This is a genomic window from Chitinophaga fulva (assembly GCF_012927205.1).
Lineage (GTDB): Bacteria > Bacteroidota > Bacteroidia > Chitinophagales > Chitinophagaceae > Chitinophaga > Chitinophaga fulva.
The window spans coordinates 1,148,505-1,172,275 of the sequence record NZ_JABBGC010000002.1 but is presented as its reverse complement, the minus strand read 5'-3'; the positions used below and the strand labels follow the sequence as shown (position 1 = coordinate 1,172,275).

Below are 23,771 nucleotides of genomic sequence, written 5' to 3'. Positions count from 1 at the left end.
AATATTGTTGTCCAGATCAATATTAAGTATATGGAAAATCAATATGATGTTGTTGTAATCGGTTCCGGCCCAGGCGGCTATGTAGCGGCTATCCGCGCTTCCCAGTTGGGGTACCGGGTAGCGATCGTGGAGAAATATAGCACCCTTGGCGGCACCTGTACCAACGTAGGCTGTATCCCCGCCAAGTCTTTGCTGGACAGCTCGGAGCATTACCATCAGGCGGAAGTACAGTTTAAAGCACATGGCATTAACACCGGTGGCATCAGTCTGGACTTTGGGCAGTTTATCCGCCGCAAAGGGGAGGTCGTGTCACAGAACACGTCCGGACTGGTATACCTGATGAAGAAAAACAAGATACAGGTATATCACGGCGTAGGCAGTTTCACCGATGCTACCCATCTGAAAGTAACTGCCGCAGATAATACGGCAACAACGGTTACCAGCCGTTACTTTATCATCGCTACCGGCTCCAAACCCTCTACTATACCAGGTGTGGCTATCGATAAAAAGAGAATCATCACTTCTACGGAAAGTCTTTCCCTGCCGGAAAAACCTGCTTCCATGGTCATCATAGGCGGTGGTGTGATAGGAGTGGAACTGGCATCTGTATACGCACGTATAGGCACCAGCGTTACCATCATAGAATATACCAACAACCTGATACCTACCATGGACCAGGAGCTGGGCAAAGCGCTGCAAAAGTCGCTCCGCCAGCTGAAAATCAACCTGCTGCTGGGCAGCAAGGTGCAGTCGGCGGCCAACAACGGCGCCACTGCCACCGTGAAATTCCTCGATGAAAAGGGCGCGCAACAAGAGATTACGGCTGACTACTGCCTCGTGGCGGTAGGCAGAAGAGCCTACACCGATGGGCTTAACTTACCTGCTGTCGGTATTCAGACAGAGAAAAACGGTAAGATAAAAGTCAATGAGAAACTGCAAACCAACGTGCCCAATATCTACGCTATCGGCGATGTGATCGATGGCCCGATGCTGGCCCACAAAGCAGAAGAGGAAGGTGTGTTTGCGGCGGAAACGATACATGGCATGCATCCGCATATCAATTATGCCCTGGTGCCCGGCGTCGTGTATACGTGGCCGGAAGTAGCTGCCGTGGGCGCTACGGAAGAACAACTGAAAGCGCAGAACGTGGAATACAAAGCAGGCAAATTCCCTTACATGGCCAGCGCCCGCGCCCGTGCGTCCATGGACACAGACGGATTTGTGAAAGTACTGGTGTCGCCGAAGTACGGAGAGATACTTGGTGTACACATCATCGGGCCGCGCGCGGCAGACGTGATCGCACAGTCTGTACTGGCGATAGAGCAGGAGATGACCGCTGAAGAGATGATCCGTTCCTGTTATGCGCACCCTACCTACGCGGAAGCACTTAAAGATGCTTACCTCATTGCTACCGGTCAGGGTGCAATCAATATCTAATTTGCTTAACTTGCCGTTGCAAAAAATACCTGTACTGTAATGGCAATTGATGGCATAAAGATTATTGACAGTGATACGGCACATGATGTCTATTCAGGCATCATGGACTTATATGACAGTGGGACTGACCTGCCAACTATTGAAGCAACTTTTCCGCTGGATGACGAAGAATATCAGTCCGACGTACTGGACCAGGAACTATATGTAACTGCTTGCGGGCTTGCCCTGTGGGAAATAGGCCTGATGAATGCAGATAAGCTGGCATTCATCAGGTCTGTTATAGATAAGGGAGCTTTCATCAAAGCATGGGACGCTGATGGACCTGGTGGGAAAGCCAGGCAAAAAGAACTGGATCGCTACTGGAAAAAAATCAGTCAACCTAACCAAAAAATCAGGGCCAAAAAAAAATACCGCAAGGTCACCCGTTTTTATTTTCAACCCAACGACGTGCTGGCTTTTCAACTGAACAACGGTCATTATATGGCGGCCCTTTGCGCGGAGATACACCAGCAACGCGGTGTTTGCGAGTATATGCTGGTCCCCTTCACTTACTATGCCGAAGCGATGCCTACTGAACAAGACCTTCATCACTGTGAGCTACTGGGCCGCACTATCTTGTCTTTTTATGATAAGGCTACCACCAAAAAGATGCAGCCGGGCATTGAACGGATATGGCAGTACCTTGGTGGTGACGAGAAATGTTTCTTCGGACTGAGTAAATTTGGCCTGACGCACCGTGATGCGACCGTCTGCCGGCAGCAACTGACCAAAGTCGGTACGCTGGCCGTTATAGAAGGATTGAATGGCACGGCTATCCGTGGTACGGTGAGCGGATTGGAATCACTCCGCAAACGTTTTTATGATATGGTATCCGGCATGAAGGCGGGAACGTCTGATATGAACCAAAGTTGGCCGGTCAATGTAGTTTGTAATATTGAATAGTATGGAACCACTAAAAGAGATGTTCAACCGCGATTTCTACCGGCACTTTGCCGATGTTTTTGCGGGCGCTGATAAAAAATTTGACCGCAACGGTTTTTATAAAGACGTGACCGAAGCGCTGGAAACCCGCGAGCTGAATGGCCGTTTGCGCCATACGGCTTTGATGCTGGGAAAACATCTGTCTAACGATTATAAAAAAGCAGTGGAAGTATTAATGAAGGCCGCCCCTTCGCTGAAGACCGGTTATACCGCATTGGTGTTGCCTGATTTTGTGGCCTTGTACGGCAAAGATCATTTTGATCTTTCCATGAAGGCGCTGCAATACTTTACCACACTGGGTTCTGCTGAATTTGCCATCAGGGAGTTCCTGAAGACGGATTTTACGCGCACACTCACCGTGATGAAACAGTGGGCGGTGCATAATGATCATCATGTGAGAAGACTGGCCTCTGAAGGGAGCCGCCCCCGGCTGCCCTGGTCCTTTAAGCTCGACGCTGTCATTAAAGATCCTTCGTTGACGCGGGATATCCTGGAGTCGCTCAAAACAGATGATACCCTGTATGTAAGAAAATCCGTGGCCAATCACCTGAACGATATTTCCAAAGACAACAGCGCATACATGTTACAGCTGGTGAAAGGGTGGGACACGCAGCATCCGCATACCGGCTGGATTGTTAAACATGCCAGTCGTACGCTGATCAAAAAGGGAGACAAGGATTCCCTGAGTGTGTTTAATTTTGAAAAGCAGGTGAAAGTAAAGCTGGTCCAGTTCAAACTGAGCGCAGCTTCCATCCGCCTCGGCGACGCGCTGACATTCACTTTCCAGCTGAAAAGCGAAAAGTCGTCTCCCCAAAAACTGGTGATCGACTACGTGGTCCACTATCCGAAATCTTCCGGGGAGCTATCACAGAAAGTATTTAAACTAAAGGAGGTGGTGTTACAGCCGGGAGAAGAATTGTCGTTCTCCAAAAAACAGGTCTTTAAGGATATGACCACCCGCAAACACTATAAGGGCAAGCATCTGATCAGTATCCAGGTGAATGGGAAAATATATGGTGAGCAGGCTTTTCAGTTAAAGATAACGTCGTGAAGTGAACAATGTGGCGAAAAAATCGTTTATTAGTGGTTTGTAACCCAACATTTGAACCACTATGAAGTTAACTTTCAAAACCCTCGCCCTCACGATTATTGCATCACTCGTAGCCATTACGATTATTTACCCCGGACGTGCGTGTACCCGTGTCGTTTATAAAGGCCTTGACGGCTTGTATATCACTGCCCGGTCCATGGACTGGAAAGAAGATACGCAGACCGACCTGTGGATTTTCCCGCGGGGCATGGCCCGCAACGGCGAAACCGGCGCGCAGACCGTTAAATGGAAATCCAAATACGGTAGCGTGGTAGCTGCAGCCTACAATATCTGCAGTACTGACGGGATGAACGAAAAAGGGCTTGTGGCCAATCTGCTATGGCTGGCCGAATCGAAGTATCCTGATTGGGACCGTCAGAAACCGGGACTGAGCATTGCCGCCTGGGTACAATATGTACTCGATAATTTCGCTACCGTAAAAGAAGCTGTGGATGAGCTACAGCAAGAGCGTTTTACCATTGTGTCCGACAACGTGCCGGGACAGTCCAGGCTGGCCACCCTGCACCTTTCTATTTCTGATCCCAGTGGAGACAACGCCATCTTTGAATATGTCGAAGGCAAGCTGGTGATCCATCATGATCCCGCTTACCAGGTGATGACCAACTCGCCGGTATATGACAAACAGTTAGCGCTGAACGAGTATTGGAAAGAGATTGGCGGTACCACCATGTTACCCGGTACCAACAGGGCCGCTGACCGTTTTGTGCGCGCTTCTTTTTACACTACCGCTATTCCTAAAACAAAGGATTACCGGTTGGCCGCCGCCAGCATGTTCAGCGTGATCCGCAATTGCTCCGTACCGTATGGTATTAGCACTCCTGATCAACCCAACATTTCTTCCACCCGCTGGAGAACCGTGTCAGACCAGAAGAACCTGATCTATTATTTTGAGTCTTCACTGATGCCAAATACCTTCTGGGTGGATTTCAGCGATGTGAATTTTTCGCCCAAAGGAGGCGTCAAGAAATTGTCGCTGACCAAAGGAGAAGTATACGCCGGCAATGTGGCCGGGTCCTTTAAAAGGACTAACCCCTTTAAATTTCTGGGCCCGCAATAGCAGGCCCTTTTTTTTACCCTGTCTTTTAATAAAATGTTATCAGGGATGGATATACGCAAAAAAAGCTACCAGCATTTGCTGGTAGCTTTTTTTTATCTTTATAACAAATGATATTTCCTATGGATGACAAGAATGCCTCAGTAGTAGAGCTGTTTGGCAAAAATGCCCGCCTCTATGAAGAAAAGTTCATGGACACACAAGAGTACCAAAATGCCCTGGACGTGTTTTGCCGGAATATTACCCGGGAACAGGCGGCCATTCTGGAGCTGGCCTGCGGTCCGGGAAACATCACACGGTACCTGTTACAGCAACGGCCAGACTTCCGTTTGTTGGGCACTGATCTGTCGCCCGCCATGCTGGACCTCGCCCGTAAGAACAATCCCGGCGCTATCTTTCAGCTGCTGGACTGCGCCGATATGACTACGCTGCCTGATCGTTATGACGGCATTATGGTCGGTTTCCTGTTACCCTACCTCTCCCAGGAGGCAACGGTCAAGCTGATCCGGGACGCAGTCAGTATGCTGCAGCCTGGAGGCGTGTTGTATCTCAGTACCATGGAGGATGACTATACGAAATCAGGCTGGCGGAAGTCCAGTACCGGTGATGAATACTATCAGTATTTTCACCAGGGAGCGTGGCTGCAGGAAGTCTTGCGTGAACACGGTTTCAGCGTGATCCATGAGCAGCGTAAATCCTCTTCCAACGGAGATGGTACCCCGGTGACGGATTTAATTCTGATTGCCGGCCTATAGTGTGACGGAAGTAATGTATCAGTTGTGGTTTTCAAAAGGAACATTCACGTTGGAATCAGGCAGTAGCCATGATCTTTCTGTCTGCCGGACGGAAGTACCAGGATATCACTGTGAGGACCAGCAGCAGCAAGGATGGGAGGATGTCTTTCATCGCGTCGCCGGCGATGAGATGAGAGCAGAATGCGCCTGACATCATGAAGAAAAAGCCAGCATAAGCCCATTCTTTCACCAGGGGGAATCTTGGTACCAGTACGGCTATCACCCCTAATATTTTCCAGACGCCCAGTATTTTCAGCATGTAGACGGGGTAGCCCAGACGGGTCATAAAATCAGTTTCAGTTTTCATTTGTAACAGTTGCACAATGGCAGTTGAGGTCATACCTAAGGAGAGCCAGAGGGTGGCGATCCAATAGATGATTTTGTTTCTTTTAGACATGATGTGTTATTTTTTGAATTTGATTGCTATTTTCTCGAGGCGGTTGTGTGCCAGGCCCATACCGCGGGCCATGCCTATCTTCAGGTATTGCGCTCTTTCTTCCAGTGTTTTGTAGAGGATATGCATCCGGAGTTTGCTGGTGTCGTCGGTGAGTTTTTCAAATTCCAGGAATTCCAGTTGCACGCCGAATCCGGTGTTCTCCATTTCAAACGTCCGGATGATTTTTTCTTCGGGGACAAAGTCATGGATAGTACCACTGAAAAGGTGTTTGTTGCCTGTAGGGTCGGTAGTTTCAAATTGCCAGCTACCATGTTTTTTGTTCTCCAGTGTCAGTACTTTGGTGCCCATCCATTCCTCCACGATTTCAGGCTCTGTGTATGCTCTGAAAAGCAGTTCCAGCGGTAGGTCAAATTCGCGTGTGACAATCAGTTCCAGTTTGCCTTCTTCGGCATGGACTTTTGTTTTCAGTTCCATCTGTCGTTATTTTTTGGTTTGATATTTTTTCATGACGGCTTCCAGTTTGTTAAATCTGTCATCCCACGTTTTACGAAATGGTTCAATGAAGTCTGCTATCTCTTTCATTTTCTGAGGGTTTAAATGGTAATAAATTTCCCTGCCGTTTTGTTCCTGTTTCAGGAGCTCACATTCCGTGAGTATGGCCAGGTGCTTGGAAACTGTTGGCCTGGCGGTGTCGAAGTTTGCTGCGATCGCGCCGGCCGTCATAGCATGCGTGGCTACCAATACAAGTATAGCCCTCCTTGTGGGGTCTGCTATGGCTTGAAATACATCTCTTCTTAGATTCATTGTGTAGCTATTTGACTACAAATATATGTGTAGTTATTTGGCTACGCAAATTTTTTTCGATTTTTTTAGAAAAGAAGGAAGCCTACTTTTATTATGTTGATTATCAACATAATAAAAGTAGGCTTCTATAAACAATGGTGAAAAGCCGGATGGTACTTAGTCGAGGAAGGCAAACTTATCCTCAAACATTTTCCCTACTACCGGGATAGGTTTCTTTTGCTCGTTGACAGCATTGATAATGCCGAATATCCAAAGAATCAGCAGCGCGAGCCCGATATAGGTAAGGAAACTAAGCGAAGGGACGATGGACACGGTAACGGAAAGGGCAACATTGATAAGCACTGACAAAATGAAAAAGCCCAGGCCTTGTTTAAGGTGATACACGACCAGATCGCTTTTGGGGGAGAGATCTTTGCTTTTTACATAAGCGACTATCCAACCGATGATTGTCACATAACTAAGGATAGAAATGGTTTTGTTGTTCATTGTTTAGATCATTTGCTGCCAAAGGTAGTCATGGCGGCAAATGCAGGAACTGTCGTTTGACGTTCGGCGGCTTTGGCTTTGTATTCGTCATCATCCGTCTTTCATGAGTTTGAAAAAAGCTTCCTTATTGCCCCTTGATATGGGAATGGTGGTATTGTCCTCCATTTGCACAAGCCCTTCCCGTGAATAGCTGAGAATATAATTGACATTGATCAGATGTGACTGGTGCACCCGGAAGAAGTCCGGTGGCACCAGGATGTCTTCATAATTTTTCAGCGGTTTGGATACAATGATTTTTTTTCCTTCTGTAAGATAAAAGGTGGTATAGGAGCCGGATGTCTCGCAGCGGATAATCTGATCGATCTTAACAACGTGCATGGCTTCCTGCGTGGGGAGCACCAGTCTTTTGGGCGTTTTCTCCAGGCTGGTGTTCAGTTCACTCAGCTGCTTTTCTGCCAGGAAACGTCCCTGAAGATCTTTTATCCGCTCCAGTGCCATTTTCAGCTCCTCTGCGTCGATGGGTTTCAGCAGGTAGTCGATAGCGCTGAACTTAAAGGCGCGGATGGCGTGTTCTTCATAGGCGGTTGTAAATACCAGGTGAAACGCTTTGTGCGCAATCTGGTTGAGCACATCGAAGCCTGTTCCTTCCTTTAGCATGATATCCATGAACACCAGGTCCGGTTTGAGCCTGTCGATGAGTTTGACGGCCTCATCTTCTCTTTCGGCATAACCAACAATTTGCACCTCTTCCGGTGCTACCATCTCTAGCAGAATGGAGAGTGCTTCCCTCAGGCGGTATTCGTCTTCTACAATGATCGTTCTGTACATTATTTTATATTATGGGGATGTATAATGTTACGATGGTGCCTTGTCCATCTGTCACCGGCTGCTCCCGGACTTCCAGGCGGGTGTGTGGATTGTCTTTCAACATCAGCAACAATCGTTCATCTGTAATTTTTGTTGACAGGGAACGGTGTGAGTCATGTGTTTTGCGGCGCCTGGATTCCGTTAGCCCGATACCGTTATCCGTAATGGTACAAACCAGGATATGCTCATTACTTTGCTCATGAAACCGGATGCTCAATAGTCCGCGCTGGGAGGAGGCCAGTGGCTTTAAGCCGTGTTCAATGGCATTTTCCACAAATGGCTGTATCAATAACGGCGGCAGGAGCAGCTGCGGGTCTATGGACGTTTCACATTCAATGTGGTAGTCAAAACCTTTATTCAGCCGCAGCTGTTGTAATTCGATATAGTTTTTCAGTGTTTCGATTTCTTCTTCCAGCGTGATTTTCTCCATTCGGGAGTGTTCCAGCACCCGCCTGCTCAACCGGGCGAATTTAGACAGGTAGGCCACCGCCAGCGCGGTGTCTTGCTGAAGGATCATCCCCTGGATATTTCCCAGTGCATTAAAAATAAAATGGGGGTCCATCTGTGACTGGAGCAGTCTTCTTTCCAGCGACAGTTTTTCGGCGAGGCTTTCCAGTGTTTCCTTTTCCATCAGCTGCATCCGAAGCTCGTTGTTGGCCTGCTGCTGCTGAAGGATGTCTTCCCGGTTCTGGTAGTAGCGCTGGCGGTAGTAGTAAGACCGGTACATAAAAACGAGCCCGGTCAGCAATACCGCAGCGATACCATAACCCAACAGTTTATTTTTCTTTTGGAGCTGATTTTCCTGCTCCAGCTGCGAGATACGGGTGATCTTCTTATCTGACTCAAACCTTGCATCGGCATTTTGCAGCATTTGTTGGGTGGATTCATCGTATTTCAACTGGTTGTACCGGACAAAAGGAATATCGTAGGCATAATAGGCTGCATAATCTTTTTCGCGGGCGGCCAGGTCTTTCAGGCATCCGTAGAAGGCAGCCAGCAGATAGTTGTCTTTGTAGGGGAGTGCCTGTTGATAAGCGATGCCGGTCTTGAAAAGGTTTTCCGCTATCCGGTATTCACCTTTTTCCAGGAAGAATTGTCCGCGTAACCCGATAGCGCTGCGGTAAACATTTTTCAGGTCATATTGCTGCGCGATGTGGGAGGCTTTCTCCAGGCAGGCCAGGAAGGCTTGTTCATCTGTAGGTTTGTGACTATTTAAATAAAGTACCGCGAGGTTAATATAGGCGATACCGATATTGCTCTTGCTGATGATCTTTGTTTCTTCTTTTTCTGCCAGTTCAATGGTTTGCCTGAAAAATGTGACTGCCTCCTGCCATTGGCCATGATCGCCGGAGGCGGTGCGGTCTGAAAGATAGCTGCCTACCGCCAGGCGTGCATGTAGTATGTTTTCCGGTTCACCGGTTTTTTCAGCGTAGGCGAGTGCCGCATCGGCATACTTTTTCACCTTTTCTTCCGACCCCGGAGAGAAAAGGTACGAGATGTCGGCGCCGATCCTGGCGCACAGGTCATTGGCTTCCAGCTTAGTGAAAAGCCCATAGGCTTCGAGCATATAGTCAAGCGCCCTGGATTTATCCTCTATATAAGACTTCAGCGATCCCATTGCCCAGGAAGCAAAGGCTTTGGCCCTGGCATCTGAAGTGGTGCCAGCGATATGATAAGACTGTTCAGCATACCGGGTAAATTCTTTCAGGTGTAACAGCCGTCGGTGTGTCATTGCCAGGTATGCCTGGCAAATGGCCTGGTCCGCCTTACTTTTCTTTTCTTCGGCAAGCCTGAGCGCATTCAGTTGTATTTGTATGCTGGCCGTTGAATCCGTAAACCGTTTGCTATAACCTTCCCTGGCGGCTTTCTCTATGGGAGAGATTTCCTGGGCATGCACAATACCCCACATCAGCATACAAAACAGGACGCCACAGCTATATCTATTAAAGCATCTTTTTACTGACATATAAGTTAAATGATGGCTAAGATATCGATTGTTATATGACTGACAAAATATAAGGAACGTATGTTGGGAGGGGGTGATAAATCTTGCCGGTGGCCCGTTTTCCGGATTTCTGCGGTATGTGTCCAAATAACAATTAAAAGTAAACAAATGCCAATTCAAGTTGCGGCGAGCGCGTGTAAAATTCTAATCTTGTTAAAGAAAAAAATATATTATGAAAACGAAGTTTTGGATTTTTGCATTGGCTTTTCTTTATCTTTCCATGGGAACAGCTCATGCGCAGCAATCGGAAGAAAGACGCATCAAAATAGAGTTGATGGTGAAAACGGGAAACAGTCAGGTGGTTGCTGTGATCAGGTCATTCACCGTTTCTTATAACAGGACGTTGAATACGCCTGTACAGGATTCTGTCAATGGCAAGCCTGGTCCCGCTGATGCGCCCCGGGGGCATTATCTGTCGGCAGATTTTGAAAAGCAGAGCATCCCTTTATTACGGGCCTTCATGCAAAACAAGAAGGGCCTCGACGGAGAGATAACGGTAACGGATGCTTTTGGAAAGCTCCCCGGAAGGAAGATCGCGTTTAAGTCCGCCATGCTGGAGACGATGAACGATCAGGTGACAGGCGATTATGGCAGCGCTTTTATGACGTTAAGTTGTGAGGAGCTGATTATTGATGGCGTGAAGCTGGAATATTATTAATAAGATAAAACAGGTGTCATGGCATTTGAATTCCGGGAACCGGAAACACTGGGCGTATTCAGCACGAAAGGTTTTATAGAAGGACGGTTACCGGTGTTACGCGTGGTACATGAACACGATGGATACTGGCAGTTCCTGACGGAAGAATTTCTGAACGCCACCACGGAAGAAGCGTTGGTGGCGGCAGAAGAGCAAGCAGTGTTGGTCTGTCTGCGGGATATCGTGGCATTGGATGCCTCCCTGAATGAGGTGGCAGATATGGTCTGTGGCGAGTTTGCAGACCGGCAGTTTGTCGGGGATGACTGGGTACGGTCGGCTTTTGAAGAAGAAATTGAACAATAAAAAGAACAATATCATGGAATTTTTACCAACTGTCAGCAAGGACGCAATCGAAGCCGCAGGCACGGAAGACTGGGATTTTATTTATACGATACTGGGGCCCTACGAGGACGCTATCGAAGAAGCAGAAGATGAAGAAGAAATTCTTGATCAGCTGAGTGATGATCAGCACACCCTGTTAATATACAATGCGCTTTATGGGCAGGTTACCAACGGTGGCTTTTTGCAACTGATTCACAATGGATATGGGCAGTTTGTTTTTGATGCCGTTTTTGTGGAAGACCTCCAAAGATGGTCGATGAATGAGACCGCCGCTCTTGTCAAAAAGGCCATGACGATTTATGAGGAGAATCAAACGCTCCTTGACCAGGAAAGGGACCTGGAACAATTCTCTGTCCTCTATAAGCAGTTCACTGCATTTGAACCGCTGGATGCTGCTTTCTATGATGTTATGGATGAGGAGGTGAAGCGTTTCAGGAATTATATTGAAGCACATCTGTCTTCATTTGTGAAGATAGCAGAAGCGTAACCAATTCGATATTGATAGCATGAACATTGAACAATACAAGCAGCAGTTCAGCGAAGACGATGCGGTAGGCTGGGATTGTATCGACGAGGCCATGGGGAAACTGTACCCGGGCCAGGAGCCCAAACATTACGCTCCCGGACTGTATTATGCACTGGGTGGCGATAATCCGCTGGATGGTATCAGCGTTTATGAAAGCAAGGACCATCTGCATTTTGTGACCTATGGTTTTTCTGAACTGTATTACGATGAAGAAGCCGCCGGTGGAGACCATAGCAAATATGGATTTGAGCTGACGTTCAGGCTGAAGAAAACTGGCGAAGCGGATAATCACAGCTGGGCCTGTAACTTACTGCAGAACATCGCCAAGTATGTATTCAGCTCCGGCAGGTGGTTTGAAGCATTTCATTTCATGCCGGCCAATGGGCCTATCAGGCTGGAATATAATACCGATATCACAGCATTGGCTTTTGTCAGTGACCCTGAACTGGGAACTATCGCAACGCCGCATGGCGAAGTGACTTTCCTGCAAATGGTGGGCATCACCACAAAAGAATACGAAGCGCTGATGCAGCACCCCACCACCGAGGAATGTGAGAAGCTGATACAGCAGCTTAAGCCCAACAACGAATTACTTATCACTGATCTGGACAGAAAATAACGTAATTTTTTTTCTCCGTAGTAGTACTGAGACCTTCCACAGCAGCGCAGGGTAATTTTGTGCCGTCAATCAAATAACCCCTGACGTTAAATGCTGAACATGAAACATTTTTGGAAGGTCACGCTGCTGGCCATACTCCTGGCTGCATGCCAGGGAAAAGAGAAAATTAACCCGCAACCTGTTCCCGATCCCGGTGGTGACAATAACAATAGTGGCGTGGTAGTGCCGGTAGGCGTCGTTGACGGAACGCCGGTCACGAAAGTGATTGGGACTGCCGGTGGTACCATTGCCATGGAAGACAACCGCGTTTCTATAGAAATCCCCGCCGGCGCGGTCAACGGAGAAACCACTTTCTCTATACAACCCATTACCAATACCAACATAGCAGGGCTGGGCAAAGCTTTCCGCATCACGCCTCATCAAACGCTGACGAAACCTGCGACGATTACCATTCATTATGAAAACAGTGATCTGGGGCGAACTTTCGTGGAAGCGCTGGGCATCGCTTACCAGGACGATCAGGGTAAGTGGAAGGCCGTAGGCGGTGTGCAGTTGAATAAAGAAATGAAAACCGTCAGTGTGAAAACCACGCACTTCAGCGACTGGAGCTTCTTTGAAGCTGTTTTCATTGAACCGGGACTTCAGTTTGTTGATCCGGGAAGCACGGTGAAGCTGTCGGCCAAAAGCTACTTCAGTGCCAATATGGAGGACCTGTTATCGCCACTCACGCAGGAAGGAGTGGAGACTTACATCAACAGTCCGAAAAATGATCTCCCTTTAAAGTACATCGAAAAATGGGAACTGGCTGGTGCCGGTAAGTTATTGCCTGACGGTAGCCATGCGGTGTACCAGGCGCCTGGTGATATTCCGGCAACGAATCCGGCTACTGTCAGTGTGCGGATTAAATTAAAGAACGGCGCCATAGGGCTGGTGCTCGCCAACATCTTTGTGATGCCGGAAGGCATTGCCCTGAGAGTAGACGGTGGCGCCTGGGAGCAGCTGGGAGCCGCTACTGGTAGCAGCGGCAATGGGGTTACCCGTATTGGTGGCCTGCCCTGGGAAGGTTCCTCTCCGGAATGCAGCGTGTTCTGGATGGGCGCTCCGGAAGGACGCCGCTCCTGGTCAGTAGAAACGCACTTTCAGATGCAGCGGACAGGCAACCATATTTTCATGAGTTTTTATCAAGCTGGTCAGACTTCGCTGCCAAGTCCTGGTTACCTGGATGTGGCCAGAGTTGGCGCGGTTGGTGAGTATATGACCGATACGTTCCGTTTGGACCGTGCCAGTTCGCAGAAGCCGGAAGGTGACCATGTTGTATACCGGGAACACAAAATAGATGGTGTGTTCCGGGTGAAAAGGCTGATATAATAACGGCTAAAAATCAGCAACCTTCAGGCCATTGACCTGAAGGTTGAACTGATATATAAAGACAGCCGAGTGCCGTGGATGATGTGAATCACTGCTAACCTGCCTCTATGGTTTGCATTGGGGCTGGAATGATTTACCAGTCTATTTTGACGTTGTTATTTTGATAACAGGCGTATAATTATAATACCCGGCAGGATTATCAGCTCCACTGATACGGGCGGCAGCCCGGATATAATACACTGCGCCGGCTTTGAGGCCGGTGAATGTTTTTTCGTAGGTGGTGGCTTCTACTGTTTCGTCCGGTACGTTCTGTACATCCTGTATGTCATTAAAAGTATAACTGTTTACATCGATGCCTTCGGTGGTGCCAATAATGGCTACCAGCCTGGATATTTTCTGGGTGTTGCCGTTGTGTTTCACCGTGTACTTCACCGTTACACTGTTGTTGGTTACGTTGCTGGTGACAGCTGTTACTTTCAGGAAGGGCGTAACGGGAATGTCCTTTTGTGTATTGGCGGCAATATCCACTACCACGGTGTCTTTGTAGTAGAACGGTCCTTCTGCCACGATGCGGTACCTGCCGGTAAAGAGCAGGTTATTGTTGTAGGAGCCGTCGGGATGTACAGCGGTATTGATAGGATTGGGATTGCTGCTGCTGTATCCTACCTGATAGTAGCGGAGAACGGCACCGTTGAAGGCCTGCACGGGTACGGCTTCATTGGTTTTGATATCGGTCAGCCGCCCCTGGATACTGGCATCCGGTGCAGGGTAGTTGTCTTTCTTGCAGCTGGTCAGCACTGCACTGCCCAGCAGCAGCGCTATACAGCTATTGATGATATGTTGTTTCATGTGTTGTCTTTTGTTTTAGTTAGAAACCCGGGTTTTGCACGAGGTTGCTGTTTTTGTCGATCTCGCCGGTGGGGATGCGCTGGTAATACATCCGGGAGAGGAAGGTGCGCGTGTTTTTAGGCGCCGGCACGATCTCGAAGGTGTATTGCATGTCGGCCGGTGATTTGCCGTTTTCCCACATGAGCCACGGATACAATGCGTGGAACTGGGTATTGTTCAGCAGATCGGTGGCGGTGCGCCAGCGGCAGATATCCCACCATCTGTGGTTTTCGAAGGCCAGTTCTACCTGCCTTTCATGCCTTACCTGATCACGGGTGATGCTGCCGAGGGTTTTAATGCCCGCGCGGTCGCGCAACTGGTTGATGGCATTCAGCGCATCGGCGGTTTTACCCAGCTCTATGGCGGCTTCTGCGTAGTTCAGCAGCACTTCGCCGTAGCGGAATACAATCCATGGCGTGGTAGAACGGCCGTCTGCCAGCCTGTTGACCGGGTCCATGAATTTTTTAACGTAGAAACCTGTTTTGGTAGGGTCGCCACTGAGCAATGGTCCATCTTTGCCCACGCGTGGGGTGCTATTGGCGCCGCTGCCATAAGTATCTGTCAGGTTAGCGGAAGTGAACTGTACGCCGTTATCGATCACCCCTCTTCTTAATTCTACCATGCCACCCTGCCAGGGAGCGCCCGGATACAGGATGCTGGCGAGGAAGCGCGGGTCTTTGTCTTTGAACAGGTCTGCGGTGTTTTTATACAGGATGGGATTGCCAGCCGCGTCTTTAATTTTCAGTTTGCCTGGCGTACCATCGGTGTATTCAAAACTTTCCACCAGTTCCAACGTTGGATTGGTGGCGCAACCATAGTCAATTTTAAAGCTCTGGGGAGCGTTGTAAAAATCGAATCCATGCGCCAGGTCGGGCGACTGGTAAGTCTTTACAAAGATGACTTCTTTGTTTTTGTCGAGATCGGCGCCGGTTAAAAACAGCTGCTGGAAGTTGGCTGTTTTATCGCTGTAGCCATTGAATAGCTGGAACTTTCCGGAATTGATGATCTGCTGGGCAGCATCGTAAGCTTTCTGCCAATAGCCGTCGGCGTTAGCCGCAATGCCTACTGCGCCGCCGAGTTGTACGGAGCCGTATTTGGCTACGGAGGCGGCATACAGCATGGCGCGGCATTTTAAGGCAAGGGCTGCATAGCGGGTGGCACGATAACGTTCATCAGCATTGTAGGATTCCGGAAGCTGGCCCATCACGGCATCCAGTTCGGAGGCGATGAAGTCATATACTTCCTGTTCCTTGTTGCGCGGCACTTTCAGCTCTTCGAGGTTGCCGTTGTACTGCTGTACTTTTGTGATCAGCGGAATGCCACCATAACGTTTTACCAGCGAGAAGTAATAAAACGCCCTGACAAAGCGGGCCTCGGCAAGGAAGCGGGTCTTCTGTTCTTCGGAGATATTTTTGGCGTTGGGGACTTTTTCGATGAAATCATTCACATTTCTCACGAAGTCATACTTCCACCAACCAAACATTTCATCGCCGAGGATGGGATCAAGTGTAGCGCCCCAGCTATACGAGCGAACCGCTTCATCGCTGGCCTGACTGGGAAAAGCAGCCTGATTCCCTTCCACCCAGTAGTCAAAGGCTTCGGTCTGCATATTGTTGTAGAGGTTGGCGGTGAGTGCCTGTACACCGGATACAGAGCCATAGGCGGCATCATCGGAGATGATGTCCTGTGCTTTCCTCTCCAGGAAATCTTTGTTGCAGGAGGCCGACAGGGTCAGCATCAGCGCAAAGGATATATGTTTATGTAGTTTTCTCATGACGAATAATTAAGAAGATCAGAATTGCAGGTTCATGCCCAGTGTGAGTACCCGTTGCTGCGGATAGTACTTGCCGTTACCAGCAGCATTAGTAGCATCGTTGGTCGGCATTTCCGGATCAATGAATTTCAGGTTGGAGAAGGTGAGCAGGTTCTGTGCGGAGAAGTAGAACCGTACCTGTTCAATACCAACTCTCAATAACATCGGTTTCGGCAGGGAGTATCCCAGCTCTACGGTCTTCAGACGCAGGTAGGACGCGTCTTTCAGCCAGAAGGAAGACACCCCTCTATTGTTGTCCAGGCCATTGGCTACTGTAGAAGGATATTTGCCCGGTACCCATTCGCTCTGCGGGTTGTACGGATCACTACGGTGCCAGCGGTCGGTGAAGTAGGCAAATGCGTTAGCGCCGTTGCTGAACGGATCTCTCATAGCGCCGTCTATCAGGATATTGTAATTGGCAGCGCCCTGGAAGAGCATAGAGAGACTGAAGCCTTTCCAGGTGGCGGCGAGGTTCAGGCCATAAAACAGTTCCGGTGTGTTGCCGCGACCGATAACGGTGCGGTCATTGCCGTCGATAATACCATCGCCGTTGAGATCTTCATACTTGAGATCGCCGGGTTTGAGGGTAGTATTGCCTTTACGGTCCTGTATGGCCCAGCCGGCAATTTCTTCCTGGTTCTGGAACTGGCCTGCAGCTTTATATCCCCAGATCATATTGCTCCATCTGTCGTTATTGTTGTCTTTCCAGTTGGCGAAAGCGTTGGTGGAGCTGGCGCGTTCCTGGTACAAATTACGTGTACGCGTCCAGGTGATATTGGGAGATACGTTGAGCACCACGTCACCGATTTTTTTATTGTAGCCCAATACCAGCTCGAAACCCTGTGTGCGGTCGCTGTTCAGGTTTTCAGCCGGCAGACCGGCGCCGTAGGTGCCGGGCAGGGAAAGCACTCTTTGCGCGAACAGGCCGGTACGTTTGCGGGAGAAGAAGTCCAGCTCAACGGTGAACATATTCTGCAGGAACCCTGCTTCAAACCCAATGTTAGCAGTAGTGGCGTTAAACCAGGTGATGAGCGGATTGGGAAGGCCGGAAGGTGTTAAGCCACCAACGATATTTTTGCCGAAGATGTAGCCACCTTCCGGATAGCGGTAACCGGTGAGGTATTGGAAAGGATTAGCGGAGCCATCGTCGCCCATTTGGCCCCAGGAACCTCTGATCTTAAGGTTGTTGACGAGGCGGGTCATATTGTGGAAGAAGGCTTCATCGCTCATTCTCCAACCGGCAGACACGGTGGGGAAGAAACCCCATCTGTGATCGGGCGCCAGTTTGTAAGAGCCATCGTAACGGAAGCCCAGCTCCAGCAGGTAGCGGTCTTTGTAATCATAGTTTACTCTGCCTACATAACCCATATAAGCCGCTTCGCTGGCCTTGCCATTGTTGTTTTTGTTAGTATTGGCGCCGGCGAAAAGCTGGTCCAGTGCATCGAGCATAAACTCGCGGTAGGCCTCAAACTGACTGCCGATTGTTTGCCGTTGTTCAAACAGGAGCAAGCCTTTGACATGATGGTCACGGGCAAAAGTTTTAACATAGTTGAGGGATAGCTGTGCGAGGCTGTTCTCTTCCTGTTGTTCATCCTGTTTCAGGTTGGTAGGGGAATTGCCGATATAACCTACGTCGTACTTGTTCGTAGCGGCGTTATAGTTATACAGGTTGAATTGTTTCACCCATTTCTTATTGTTGGCGGTGCCGGACTGGTAGGAGTAGAGGGCTTTTGCGCTCAGTCCATCTACAAACGGAATGTCGTAGGTAAGCGAAGCGATGCCGCTCAGGTATTTGTATTTCTGAGCGGAATATCCTGAATAGTCACTGTTCATAGAAGCCAGTACATTCTGGCTGAAGTTGGTCACGGCGTAATATTCAGGGTTGTCGTTGGCGTACAGCGGGTAGGTTGGATAGGCGCGCTGTACCTGGTCCATCAGTGTCACTGTTTCGGCAGCAGGATAGTGGCGGTTTTCGAGACGGCCGCCGAGGTTGAGTTCTGCGGTCAGTCTTTTGTTGATTTTAGTGCTGATATTGCTGCGGAAGTTGTAGCGGTTGAAGCGTGTGTCGCCACTCTTCCACATGCCCTGTTGGTTGAGATACCCGAGGGAGAAGAAGTAGCGGGTGGACTCTGTGCCGCCGCTTACGTTGATGTTATGATATTGCTGTGGCGTGTTTTTGCGGATGGCTGCTTTGTACCAGTCGGTGCTTTCGTAGCCGGGCTGGCCTTCGCGGTATTTCTGTACTTTATCTGCGCCATACACCGGAGCGAGGCCCTGATTGAGCTGCGATTCGTCTGTCAGTTCTGCGAATTCAGCTGCGTTCACATAACGGGGATAGCGGGCATTGCTTTGCAGGCCGAAGTAGGTGTTGTACGTAATTTTCGGTCTGGACAGGTTCCCTCTTTTAGTGGTCACCAGCACCACGCCGTTGGCGGCTTTGATACCGTATACTGCGGCGGCAGCGTCTTTCAGGATGGAGATGTTTTCTATCTCGGATGGATCGAGCTGGTCGAAGGTAGAAGGTACGCCGTCTACGATCACGAGGGCTTCGCCGAACCCTCTGATGTCGATGCGGGAGCCGTCTTTGCCGGGTTCGCCGCTGTTCTGTACCGCGCGGATGCCGGGGAGCCTGCCAGCCAGGGCATTGCTGATGTTGGTGACGGGAGATTTGGCGATTTCCTGTCCTTTTACAGCGGCAACGGCGCCGGTGATGTTGACTTTTTTCTGGGTACCATAACCTACTACCACTACCTGGTTAAGGTCGCTGATAGCCTGCGTGAGGGTCACCTGTAAAGTAGTTTGATTACCGGCTACCATTTCGCGGGGCGTATACCCCACAAGGGAAAACACCAGTACATCTGTTTCGCGGGCTTCCAGTTTAAAGGCGCCGTTTTCATCGGAGTGAGTGCCTTTCTGCGTGCCTTTGATACTGATGCTGACATAGGCCAGTGGGTTGCCTTTTTCATCCGTTACGCGGCCGCTGATAGTTGCCACCACGGCGGTGGGGGCGATGCTGCCGGCTGCGGCTTTGCGGGTCACGATCACGGTGTTGTCGATGATCTCGTAGGAGAGTGGCTGTTGATGGAGCGCTGCTTTCATTACCTGGTCGATGCTGCCGCGGGATATGTTGAGGTTGACCGGTTTGGTGCCGGCCAGCCATTCATCGCGGTACACGAAGGTGTAGTGGCTCTGTTGCTCTATCAGCGCGAAGATGCTTTCGAGCGGTTTGTTTTTTACCGACACGGTGAGCTGTTGTGCAGATACACCGGCAGATACCTGGATACAGAATAGTGTGAGCAGTATAGCGGTTAGCTTCATAACCCTGATGACTTTATTACGGAGGCAACGGCCCTGAGGCGTTGTTGCCTGTCGCCTTCCCGGGCGACTGGTGAACAAAAACCGTGTTACGGGCACGGTTTTAACATAACAATCCAATTGCATAGATTTGCAGTGTTTGGGTTTAGAGATCAATAATCTTAGTCGGATATTGTTTTACGGTAACCCGGACATATAGCCAGGGGCGGGTCCAAGCGCTCCTGGTTTTTTTATGGGATACCGTGTAGCGCGGCTTACGGCGCTTTTTTCATAACGTTGATGATTTTGGTTAATAATGACTGGTCATACCGTAGTTTTTAAAGGTGAATAAATGTTGGCGATGGAATTCAGGATGAGGGAAATACAAGGAGCCTGCCTGCTTCCTGTCTGCAACGTACGCCGCTGAGCTCCAGTATGCGGATAACGCCGGACAGTTTCATGTTTCGTGGTACCTTGCCCGTTATATGGCCTTGCGGGATACTACCCTGGTATACGATATCGATGTTGTACCAGCGGCTGATCTGGCGTAGCACCATGGGAATGTTATTACTGGAAAACCGGAACTGGCCATCTTTCCAGGCGGTGGCAAGTGCTGTTTCTGTTTCCCCGACAGAGATGTGGCCGTTTTCATTGTTCACGACGGCTTGTTGACCGGGAGCGATTTGTCTTTCAATTGTTCGCTGTTTTACTTTCACGGCGCCGGTCAGCAATGTAGTTTGAATATTGGATTCATCCCGATAGGCCATCACGTTGAAGCTGGTGCCCAGCACTGCAATTTGGGTATTGCGTACTTTCACGTGGAAGGGGCTGGCAGCGCTGGCTGCCACTTCAAAGTAGCCTTCGCCGTTCAATTCTACGGTCCTTTCCTTATTACTGAAGGCGACCGGATATTTCAGGGAGCTGGCTGCGTTTAGCCATACGCGTGAGCCATCCGGGAGGATGAGTTTATATTGGCCGCCTTTGGGGACGGTCATAGTATTATAAAGAGTGTCCGGAATAGTGCCGGAATGTTGATCTACATAGAGGATGGAGCCGTCCGCTTTTTTCACGATGTGTACGCCGCCCTGTTGCGCCAGTGTGCCGTTGCCGGCGCTATCGAGGATGATTTGCTGGCCATTGCCCAGTGTGAGCACCGCTTTATCTGATCCCGGCAGGGCGTCGGGAATGGCCGTGGCCAGTTGTTGGGGCTGTGGCGCTTTTGTTTGCCAGTGATGCCAGCAGTAGCCGGCGGTAACAATGGCGGCTGTTACCGCAGCGGCAGCCCACCAGCGGCGACGGCGCAAAGGTGCGGCCGTTGCCGTATGATCCGGAAAACCTGTCCGGGCAGCTATTTTACGCCATAATCTTTCTTCCTGTTCAGCCTCATTAGCGGCAAAAGATGCCGGTATCTCCACCGGTGCATCCTGACCAGCGTTGTACCACGCGGCATATTCCTTCGCTTCTTCCGGTGTGATGGTGCCTTTCAGCCATTTCTCCGCCAGTTCTTCATACCGGCTTTGTGCTTTTTCCTGGCTCATACAAAAGAGGTCTTTTATATTAAGTCAATTGAAAAGCACCAATCCCCATATGTTTATAAAAAAAATTAAAAATTATCGGCATTTCAATAATAAAAATTAATAAATGGGAAAATTGTATCAGGGGAGCACCGAAAAAAATAAAGCGGAGAGATGTTTTAAACCGGTCTTCAGCGTTTTTACAGCTCGTGCGAGATTATGCTCCACAGCCTTTTCAGAGATATTCATCCGCTGAGCGATTTCTTTGTGAGAGAGGCCCATGTCACGGCTCAACTGGTAGGTGAGCCGGCACCGTTCTGGTAAAGCGGCCACCAGACCGGAAAGCAGGTCTTTAAGGTCTTCGAAACAGAGCCATTGTTCAGTAGAATGGTCTTCAGGCGATATGTTTTCCCGTGCATAGGAAGAATAAGCCCGGGCTCTTTTTTTTCGCGCCTGAAGATTGATGACGCGGTATTTGGTGGCTACAGCCAGATAGGCAGGGAGCGCGCCTGTCAGCACGAGTGTTTCACGACGGTCCCACAAGTCTGAAAAAATATCCTGCACCAGCTCTTCTGCTTCTTCGAGGTTGTCCAGCTTATTGGCGGCCACCGTAAATAACAGTTTCCAGTAACGCTTGTAGATCGTGGTGAAAGCATTTTCATCTCCTTCACGGAGTTGGTGTAACAGTTGTATGTCTTCCGGTTCCTGCATATCGTCTTATGTTGCCAAGGAAAATAAAATTCAGCAAATAACCAAATACGCATGGTATTTTATCGTTCGTGTTTGCATTCATATTTGCCTCTCCGTTTGTATTTCCCGTTCGCATTCGGGGTTCGTTCCCCCCGTAGACGTTTCCCGTAGATGTTCCTCGTTGGCGTTCCCCCATTCGCGTTCCCCATTCGCGTTCCCCAGGGCTGAAGCCCTGGGCTAAGATGTAGTTCAGGTTCTTTAGGTGGCGAAGCTATTATTTACATAATATAGTGTTATAGTCTTTGGAAATAGCTTAAAGCCCCTGGTTATGCTTTATGGAAGTGGATGCTGTTAGTGGAGACTATTAACGAAGATAGCCCCGGGCAGAGGCCCGGGGCAGTTTTTACATGCAATCCTATTAAATCTTACAGCCATGGAGATGTTTAGCGTTGCAGACTGTAGATCGTTTTAGGCTATACCCTAAGGAGGCAACACGGCGTTTTAACATGCCTGAACAACATCGTAGCCCAGGGCTTCAGCCCTGGGAACCAGGATGCATGCAGGCCATTGCCTCCGGAATGCCCGGCAATATTACAACCCGGCGCTTATGCCTTTGCGGAAAGAATATGCTCCAGTTCTGCATACTCCTGTGCATCGAGTTCGCGGAGCGGGCTTCTGAGGTAACCGGCTTCAATGCCTTGTATGGTCAGTCCGGCCTGAATGGCTTTGGGCAGCCCTTTGGCCACGATGAAACGCAGCAGGTCGAACTGTTGATAGAACACGGTCCTTGCCTGGGTGGCATCATTGGCCTGCACTGCTTCATACAACTGATGGTTCAGGTCGGGGATAAGGTTAGGCGCGGCGGTGCACCATCCGGTAGCACCGGCCCCAAAAGCTGCCAGGGCAAGGGGATTGGAGCCATTGTAAAACGCTACGTCTTCACCCAGCTCACGGCGCAGGTAGTGCATGCGTTGCACGTCGCCGGTGCTTTCTTTGATCATGGTCACGTTAGGGATTTTCAACAACCGCTTCAGCAGTGCCGGGGACATGTCTATGCCGCTCGTTGCCGGGTTGTTGTATGCCATAACGGGAACGGATATACTAGACGCGACTTTTTCGTAGTGACGGAAAACCTCGTCCTCTGCCAGCTTCCAGTAACTCATCGGGATGATCATGACGGCATCGGCGCCGGCCTTCTCGGCAAACTGTGCGTGGTAGACGGTGCGTTCCGTCGTCAGGTTAGACACTCCCACGATAACGGGCACACGCCCTTTTACCTGTTGCAGGGCGGCTTCGGTAACGGCTTCTTTCTCTTCGTCGGTGAGATAAGGCATCACCCCGGTGCTGCCTAATGGCGCTATGCCGTGGGAACCCGACTGTATCAGCCGCTCCAGCAGCTTCTTAAACAGCGGGATGTCCACCCGTTCCTGCTTGTCAAATGGTGTGATGGGATAGGCTATGATCCCGCTAAAAAGATTTTTCTTCATCGTCGCAGCTTTAATTCGTAATTGATTTTTAGAGGTCTCTGCCTTCTTCTTCCCGTAATGCTACACCGAGGTTTTGTAGCTGTGGCGCGTTTTCACAGGCGATATAACGAGCAGGCTCGCTGTCGCTCAGGTTCTGATGACGATGCCATGCCCAGCTGGGAATATACACGGCATCACCGGCCTGCCATTCTACTCTTTCATCTTCCACTTCTGTATATCCTTTGCCTTCCAGTACATACAACACCGTTTCATACGTGTGGCGGTGACGGTTGGTCAGCTGCCCGGGCAGCAGTCCGCCGATGGTCATGCTCACATTACGGGTAGGCAGGTCCACAAAGAATACCGGATGTTTGCGCTCTGCTGAAAACTGATCATGCTCGCCTGCCTGCTCTACGTTCTTATGCAGCAGTTTCGCGGGTTTCACATACTGAGGGCGCGCATAAGTGCGGTGGAAATCGTTGGAAGAAAATGTCGCCGGTTGTTTTACCTTTTCCATATTAACATTGATTTAAGTGTGAGAGAATAAATTCATCAGCTGATTTCGATGACACAAAATTTGTCTATTTTTGGATGATCATGATAATCCAGTTTTAACTA

At 49.6% G+C, this 23,771-nt stretch carries 23 protein-coding genes; 10 read left to right on the top strand and 13 right to left on the bottom strand.

Annotated features, from left to right (window positions below; genetic code table 11):
- Positions 1–30: 30 nt before the first annotated feature.
- The 5 genes from lpdA (at position 31) to HHL17_RS21365 (ending at position 5,338) form a co-directional block, all read left to right on the top strand.
- Positions 31–1,437, top strand: a complete 1,407-nt coding sequence (lpdA, locus tag HHL17_RS21385) for a dihydrolipoyl dehydrogenase (RefSeq protein WP_169226824.1) — start codon at positions 31–33, stop codon at positions 1,435–1,437.
- Between the two features lie 102 nt (positions 1,438–1,539).
- Positions 1,540–2,379: a hypothetical protein gene (locus HHL17_RS21380; protein WP_169226823.1), complete on the top strand. Its 840-nt coding sequence runs from the start codon at positions 1,540–1,542 to the stop codon at positions 2,377–2,379.
- A 1-nt stretch (position 2,380) separates the two neighbouring features.
- Entirely contained in the window at positions 2,381–3,469 is a 1,089-nt protein-coding gene (locus HHL17_RS21375) for a DNA alkylation repair protein (RefSeq protein WP_169226822.1), read from the top strand.
- A gap of 61 nt (positions 3,470–3,530) precedes the next feature.
- Entirely contained in the window at positions 3,531–4,586 is a 1,056-nt protein-coding gene (locus HHL17_RS21370; RefSeq protein WP_169226821.1) for a linear amide C-N hydrolase, read from the top strand.
- Between the two features lie 119 nt (positions 4,587–4,705).
- Positions 4,706–5,338, top strand: a complete 633-nt coding sequence (locus HHL17_RS21365; RefSeq protein ID WP_169226820.1) for a class I SAM-dependent methyltransferase — start codon at positions 4,706–4,708, stop codon at positions 5,336–5,338.
- 55 nt (positions 5,339–5,393) lie between these two features.
- On the opposite strand, the gene HHL17_RS21360 is transcribed toward HHL17_RS21365, so the two are convergent.
- The 6 genes from HHL17_RS21360 to HHL17_RS21335 form a co-directional block, all read right to left on the bottom strand.
- Positions 5,394–5,774, bottom strand: coding sequence for a DoxX family protein (locus HHL17_RS21360; RefSeq protein ID WP_169226819.1), 381 nt, complete (start codon positions 5,772–5,774; stop codon positions 5,394–5,396).
- 6 nt (positions 5,775–5,780) lie between these two features.
- Positions 5,781–6,248: an SRPBCC domain-containing protein gene (locus tag HHL17_RS21355; protein WP_169226818.1), complete on the bottom strand. Its 468-nt coding sequence runs from the start codon at positions 6,246–6,248 to the stop codon at positions 5,781–5,783.
- 6 nt (positions 6,249–6,254) lie between these two features.
- A complete protein-coding gene (locus HHL17_RS21350) occupies positions 6,255–6,578 on the bottom strand; it encodes an ArsR/SmtB family transcription factor (RefSeq protein ID WP_169226817.1) in 324 nt (107 codons plus the stop codon).
- A gap of 156 nt (positions 6,579–6,734) precedes the next feature.
- Complete coding sequence (locus tag HHL17_RS21345) at positions 6,735–7,064, bottom strand: DUF4870 domain-containing protein (RefSeq protein ID WP_169226816.1); 330 nt, start codon at positions 7,062–7,064, stop codon at positions 6,735–6,737.
- A gap of 90 nt (positions 7,065–7,154) precedes the next feature.
- The gene (locus HHL17_RS21340) at positions 7,155–7,892 is read right to left on the bottom strand and encodes a LytR/AlgR family response regulator transcription factor (RefSeq protein ID WP_169226815.1); all 738 of its coding nucleotides are present in this window, start codon (positions 7,890–7,892) and stop codon (positions 7,155–7,157) included.
- A 4-nt stretch (positions 7,893–7,896) separates the two neighbouring features.
- Positions 7,897–9,897 (bottom strand): sensor histidine kinase, encoded by a 2,001-nt coding sequence (locus tag HHL17_RS21335; protein WP_169226814.1) that lies wholly within the window; start codon positions 9,895–9,897, stop codon positions 7,897–7,899.
- Positions 9,898–10,108: 211 nt separating this feature from the next.
- Here HHL17_RS21335 and HHL17_RS21330 point away from each other — a divergent pair, with 211 nt between their 5' ends.
- The 5 genes from HHL17_RS21330 to HHL17_RS21310 all read left to right on the top strand — a co-directional run bounded on the left by HHL17_RS21330 (position 10,109) and on the right by HHL17_RS21310 (position 13,488).
- Complete coding sequence (locus HHL17_RS21330) at positions 10,109–10,594, top strand: hypothetical protein (RefSeq protein WP_169226813.1); 486 nt, start codon at positions 10,109–10,111, stop codon at positions 10,592–10,594.
- Positions 10,595–10,612: 18 nt separating this feature from the next.
- Positions 10,613–10,936 carry a hypothetical protein gene (locus HHL17_RS21325; protein ID WP_169226812.1) on the top strand — a complete coding sequence of 108 codons (324 nt, stop codon included), beginning with the start codon at positions 10,613–10,615 and terminating at the stop codon, positions 10,934–10,936.
- A gap of 13 nt (positions 10,937–10,949) precedes the next feature.
- A complete protein-coding gene (locus HHL17_RS21320) occupies positions 10,950–11,462 on the top strand; it encodes a DMP19 family protein (RefSeq protein ID WP_169226811.1) in 513 nt (170 codons plus the stop codon).
- A gap of 19 nt (positions 11,463–11,481) precedes the next feature.
- Positions 11,482–12,120 (top strand): suppressor of fused domain protein, encoded by a 639-nt coding sequence (locus tag HHL17_RS21315; protein WP_169226810.1) that lies wholly within the window; start codon positions 11,482–11,484, stop codon positions 12,118–12,120.
- 99 nt (positions 12,121–12,219) lie between these two features.
- Positions 12,220–13,488: a hypothetical protein gene (locus HHL17_RS21310; protein ID WP_169226809.1), complete on the top strand. Its 1,269-nt coding sequence runs from the start codon at positions 12,220–12,222 to the stop codon at positions 13,486–13,488.
- Between the two features lie 141 nt (positions 13,489–13,629).
- On the opposite strand, the gene HHL17_RS21305 is transcribed toward HHL17_RS21310, so the two are convergent.
- The 7 genes from HHL17_RS21305 to HHL17_RS21275 all read right to left on the bottom strand — a co-directional run bounded on the left by HHL17_RS21305 (position 13,630) and on the right by HHL17_RS21275 (position 23,670).
- Positions 13,630–14,337 (bottom strand): DUF3823 domain-containing protein, encoded by a 708-nt coding sequence (locus HHL17_RS21305; protein ID WP_169226808.1) that lies wholly within the window; start codon positions 14,335–14,337, stop codon positions 13,630–13,632.
- 19 nt (positions 14,338–14,356) lie between these two features.
- Entirely contained in the window at positions 14,357–16,150 is a 1,794-nt protein-coding gene (locus HHL17_RS21300) for a RagB/SusD family nutrient uptake outer membrane protein (RefSeq protein WP_169226807.1), read from the bottom strand.
- A gap of 18 nt (positions 16,151–16,168) precedes the next feature.
- Positions 16,169–19,507, bottom strand: a complete 3,339-nt coding sequence (locus tag HHL17_RS21295) for a TonB-dependent receptor (protein ID WP_169226806.1) — start codon at positions 19,505–19,507, stop codon at positions 16,169–16,171.
- Between the two features lie 344 nt (positions 19,508–19,851).
- Positions 19,852–21,021 carry a FecR family protein gene (locus tag HHL17_RS21290; protein WP_169226805.1) on the bottom strand — a complete coding sequence of 390 codons (1,170 nt, stop codon included), beginning with the start codon at positions 21,019–21,021 and terminating at the stop codon, positions 19,852–19,854.
- A 117-nt stretch (positions 21,022–21,138) separates the two neighbouring features.
- Positions 21,139–21,708, bottom strand: coding sequence for an RNA polymerase sigma factor (locus HHL17_RS21285; RefSeq protein ID WP_169226804.1), 570 nt, complete (start codon positions 21,706–21,708; stop codon positions 21,139–21,141).
- 584 nt (positions 21,709–22,292) lie between these two features.
- Positions 22,293–23,174 (bottom strand): dihydrodipicolinate synthase family protein, encoded by an 882-nt coding sequence (locus HHL17_RS21280; RefSeq protein ID WP_169226803.1) that lies wholly within the window; start codon positions 23,172–23,174, stop codon positions 22,293–22,295.
- 28 nt (positions 23,175–23,202) lie between these two features.
- The gene (locus HHL17_RS21275) at positions 23,203–23,670 is read right to left on the bottom strand and encodes a cupin domain-containing protein (RefSeq protein WP_169226802.1); all 468 of its coding nucleotides are present in this window, start codon (positions 23,668–23,670) and stop codon (positions 23,203–23,205) included.
- Positions 23,671–23,771 lie beyond the last annotated feature (101 nt).

Coding starts and splice junctions, on each gene's coding strand:
- HHL17_RS21285 (WP_169226804.1), bottom strand. CDS start 21,708: ATGCAGGAACCGGAAGACATACAACTGTTACACCAACTCCGTGAAGGA.
- HHL17_RS21280 (WP_169226803.1), bottom strand. CDS start 23,174: ATGAAGAAAAATCTTTTTAGCGGGATCATAGCCTATCCCATCACACCA.
- HHL17_RS21365 (WP_169226820.1), top strand. CDS start 4,706: ATGGATGACAAGAATGCCTCAGTAGTAGAGCTGTTTGGCAAAAATGCC.
- HHL17_RS21335 (WP_169226814.1), bottom strand. CDS start 9,897: ATGTCAGTAAAAAGATGCTTTAATAGATATAGCTGTGGCGTCCTGTTT.
- HHL17_RS21295 (WP_169226806.1), bottom strand. CDS start 19,507: ATGAAGCTAACCGCTATACTGCTCACACTATTCTGTATCCAGGTATCT.
- HHL17_RS21355 (WP_169226818.1), bottom strand. CDS start 6,248: ATGGAACTGAAAACAAAAGTCCATGCCGAAGAAGGCAAACTGGAACTG.
- HHL17_RS21325 (WP_169226812.1), top strand. CDS start 10,613: ATGGCATTTGAATTCCGGGAACCGGAAACACTGGGCGTATTCAGCACG.
- HHL17_RS21350 (WP_169226817.1), bottom strand. CDS start 6,578: ATGAATCTAAGAAGAGATGTATTTCAAGCCATAGCAGACCCCACAAGG.
- HHL17_RS21275 (WP_169226802.1), bottom strand. CDS start 23,670: ATGGAAAAGGTAAAACAACCGGCGACATTTTCTTCCAACGATTTCCAC.
- HHL17_RS21380 (WP_169226823.1), top strand. CDS start 1,540: ATGGACTTATATGACAGTGGGACTGACCTGCCAACTATTGAAGCAACT.
- HHL17_RS21370 (WP_169226821.1), top strand. CDS start 3,531: ATGAAGTTAACTTTCAAAACCCTCGCCCTCACGATTATTGCATCACTC.
- HHL17_RS21340 (WP_169226815.1), bottom strand. CDS start 7,892: ATGTACAGAACGATCATTGTAGAAGACGAATACCGCCTGAGGGAAGCA.
- HHL17_RS21290 (WP_169226805.1), bottom strand. CDS start 21,021: ATGAGCCAGGAAAAAGCACAAAGCCGGTATGAAGAACTGGCGGAGAAA.
- HHL17_RS21345 (WP_169226816.1), bottom strand. CDS start 7,064: ATGAACAACAAAACCATTTCTATCCTTAGTTATGTGACAATCATCGGT.
- HHL17_RS21300 (WP_169226807.1), bottom strand. CDS start 16,150: ATGAGAAAACTACATAAACATATATCCTTTGCGCTGATGCTGACCCTG.
- lpdA (WP_169226824.1), top strand. CDS start 31: ATGGAAAATCAATATGATGTTGTTGTAATCGGTTCCGGCCCAGGCGGC.
- HHL17_RS21305 (WP_169226808.1), bottom strand. CDS start 14,337: ATGAAACAACATATCATCAATAGCTGTATAGCGCTGCTGCTGGGCAGT.
- HHL17_RS21330 (WP_169226813.1), top strand. CDS start 10,109: ATGAAAACGAAGTTTTGGATTTTTGCATTGGCTTTTCTTTATCTTTCC.
- HHL17_RS21375 (WP_169226822.1), top strand. CDS start 2,381: ATGGAACCACTAAAAGAGATGTTCAACCGCGATTTCTACCGGCACTTT.
- HHL17_RS21320 (WP_169226811.1), top strand. CDS start 10,950: ATGGAATTTTTACCAACTGTCAGCAAGGACGCAATCGAAGCCGCAGGC.
- HHL17_RS21310 (WP_169226809.1), top strand. CDS start 12,220: ATGAAACATTTTTGGAAGGTCACGCTGCTGGCCATACTCCTGGCTGCA.
- HHL17_RS21360 (WP_169226819.1), bottom strand. CDS start 5,774: ATGTCTAAAAGAAACAAAATCATCTATTGGATCGCCACCCTCTGGCTC.
- HHL17_RS21315 (WP_169226810.1), top strand. CDS start 11,482: ATGAACATTGAACAATACAAGCAGCAGTTCAGCGAAGACGATGCGGTA.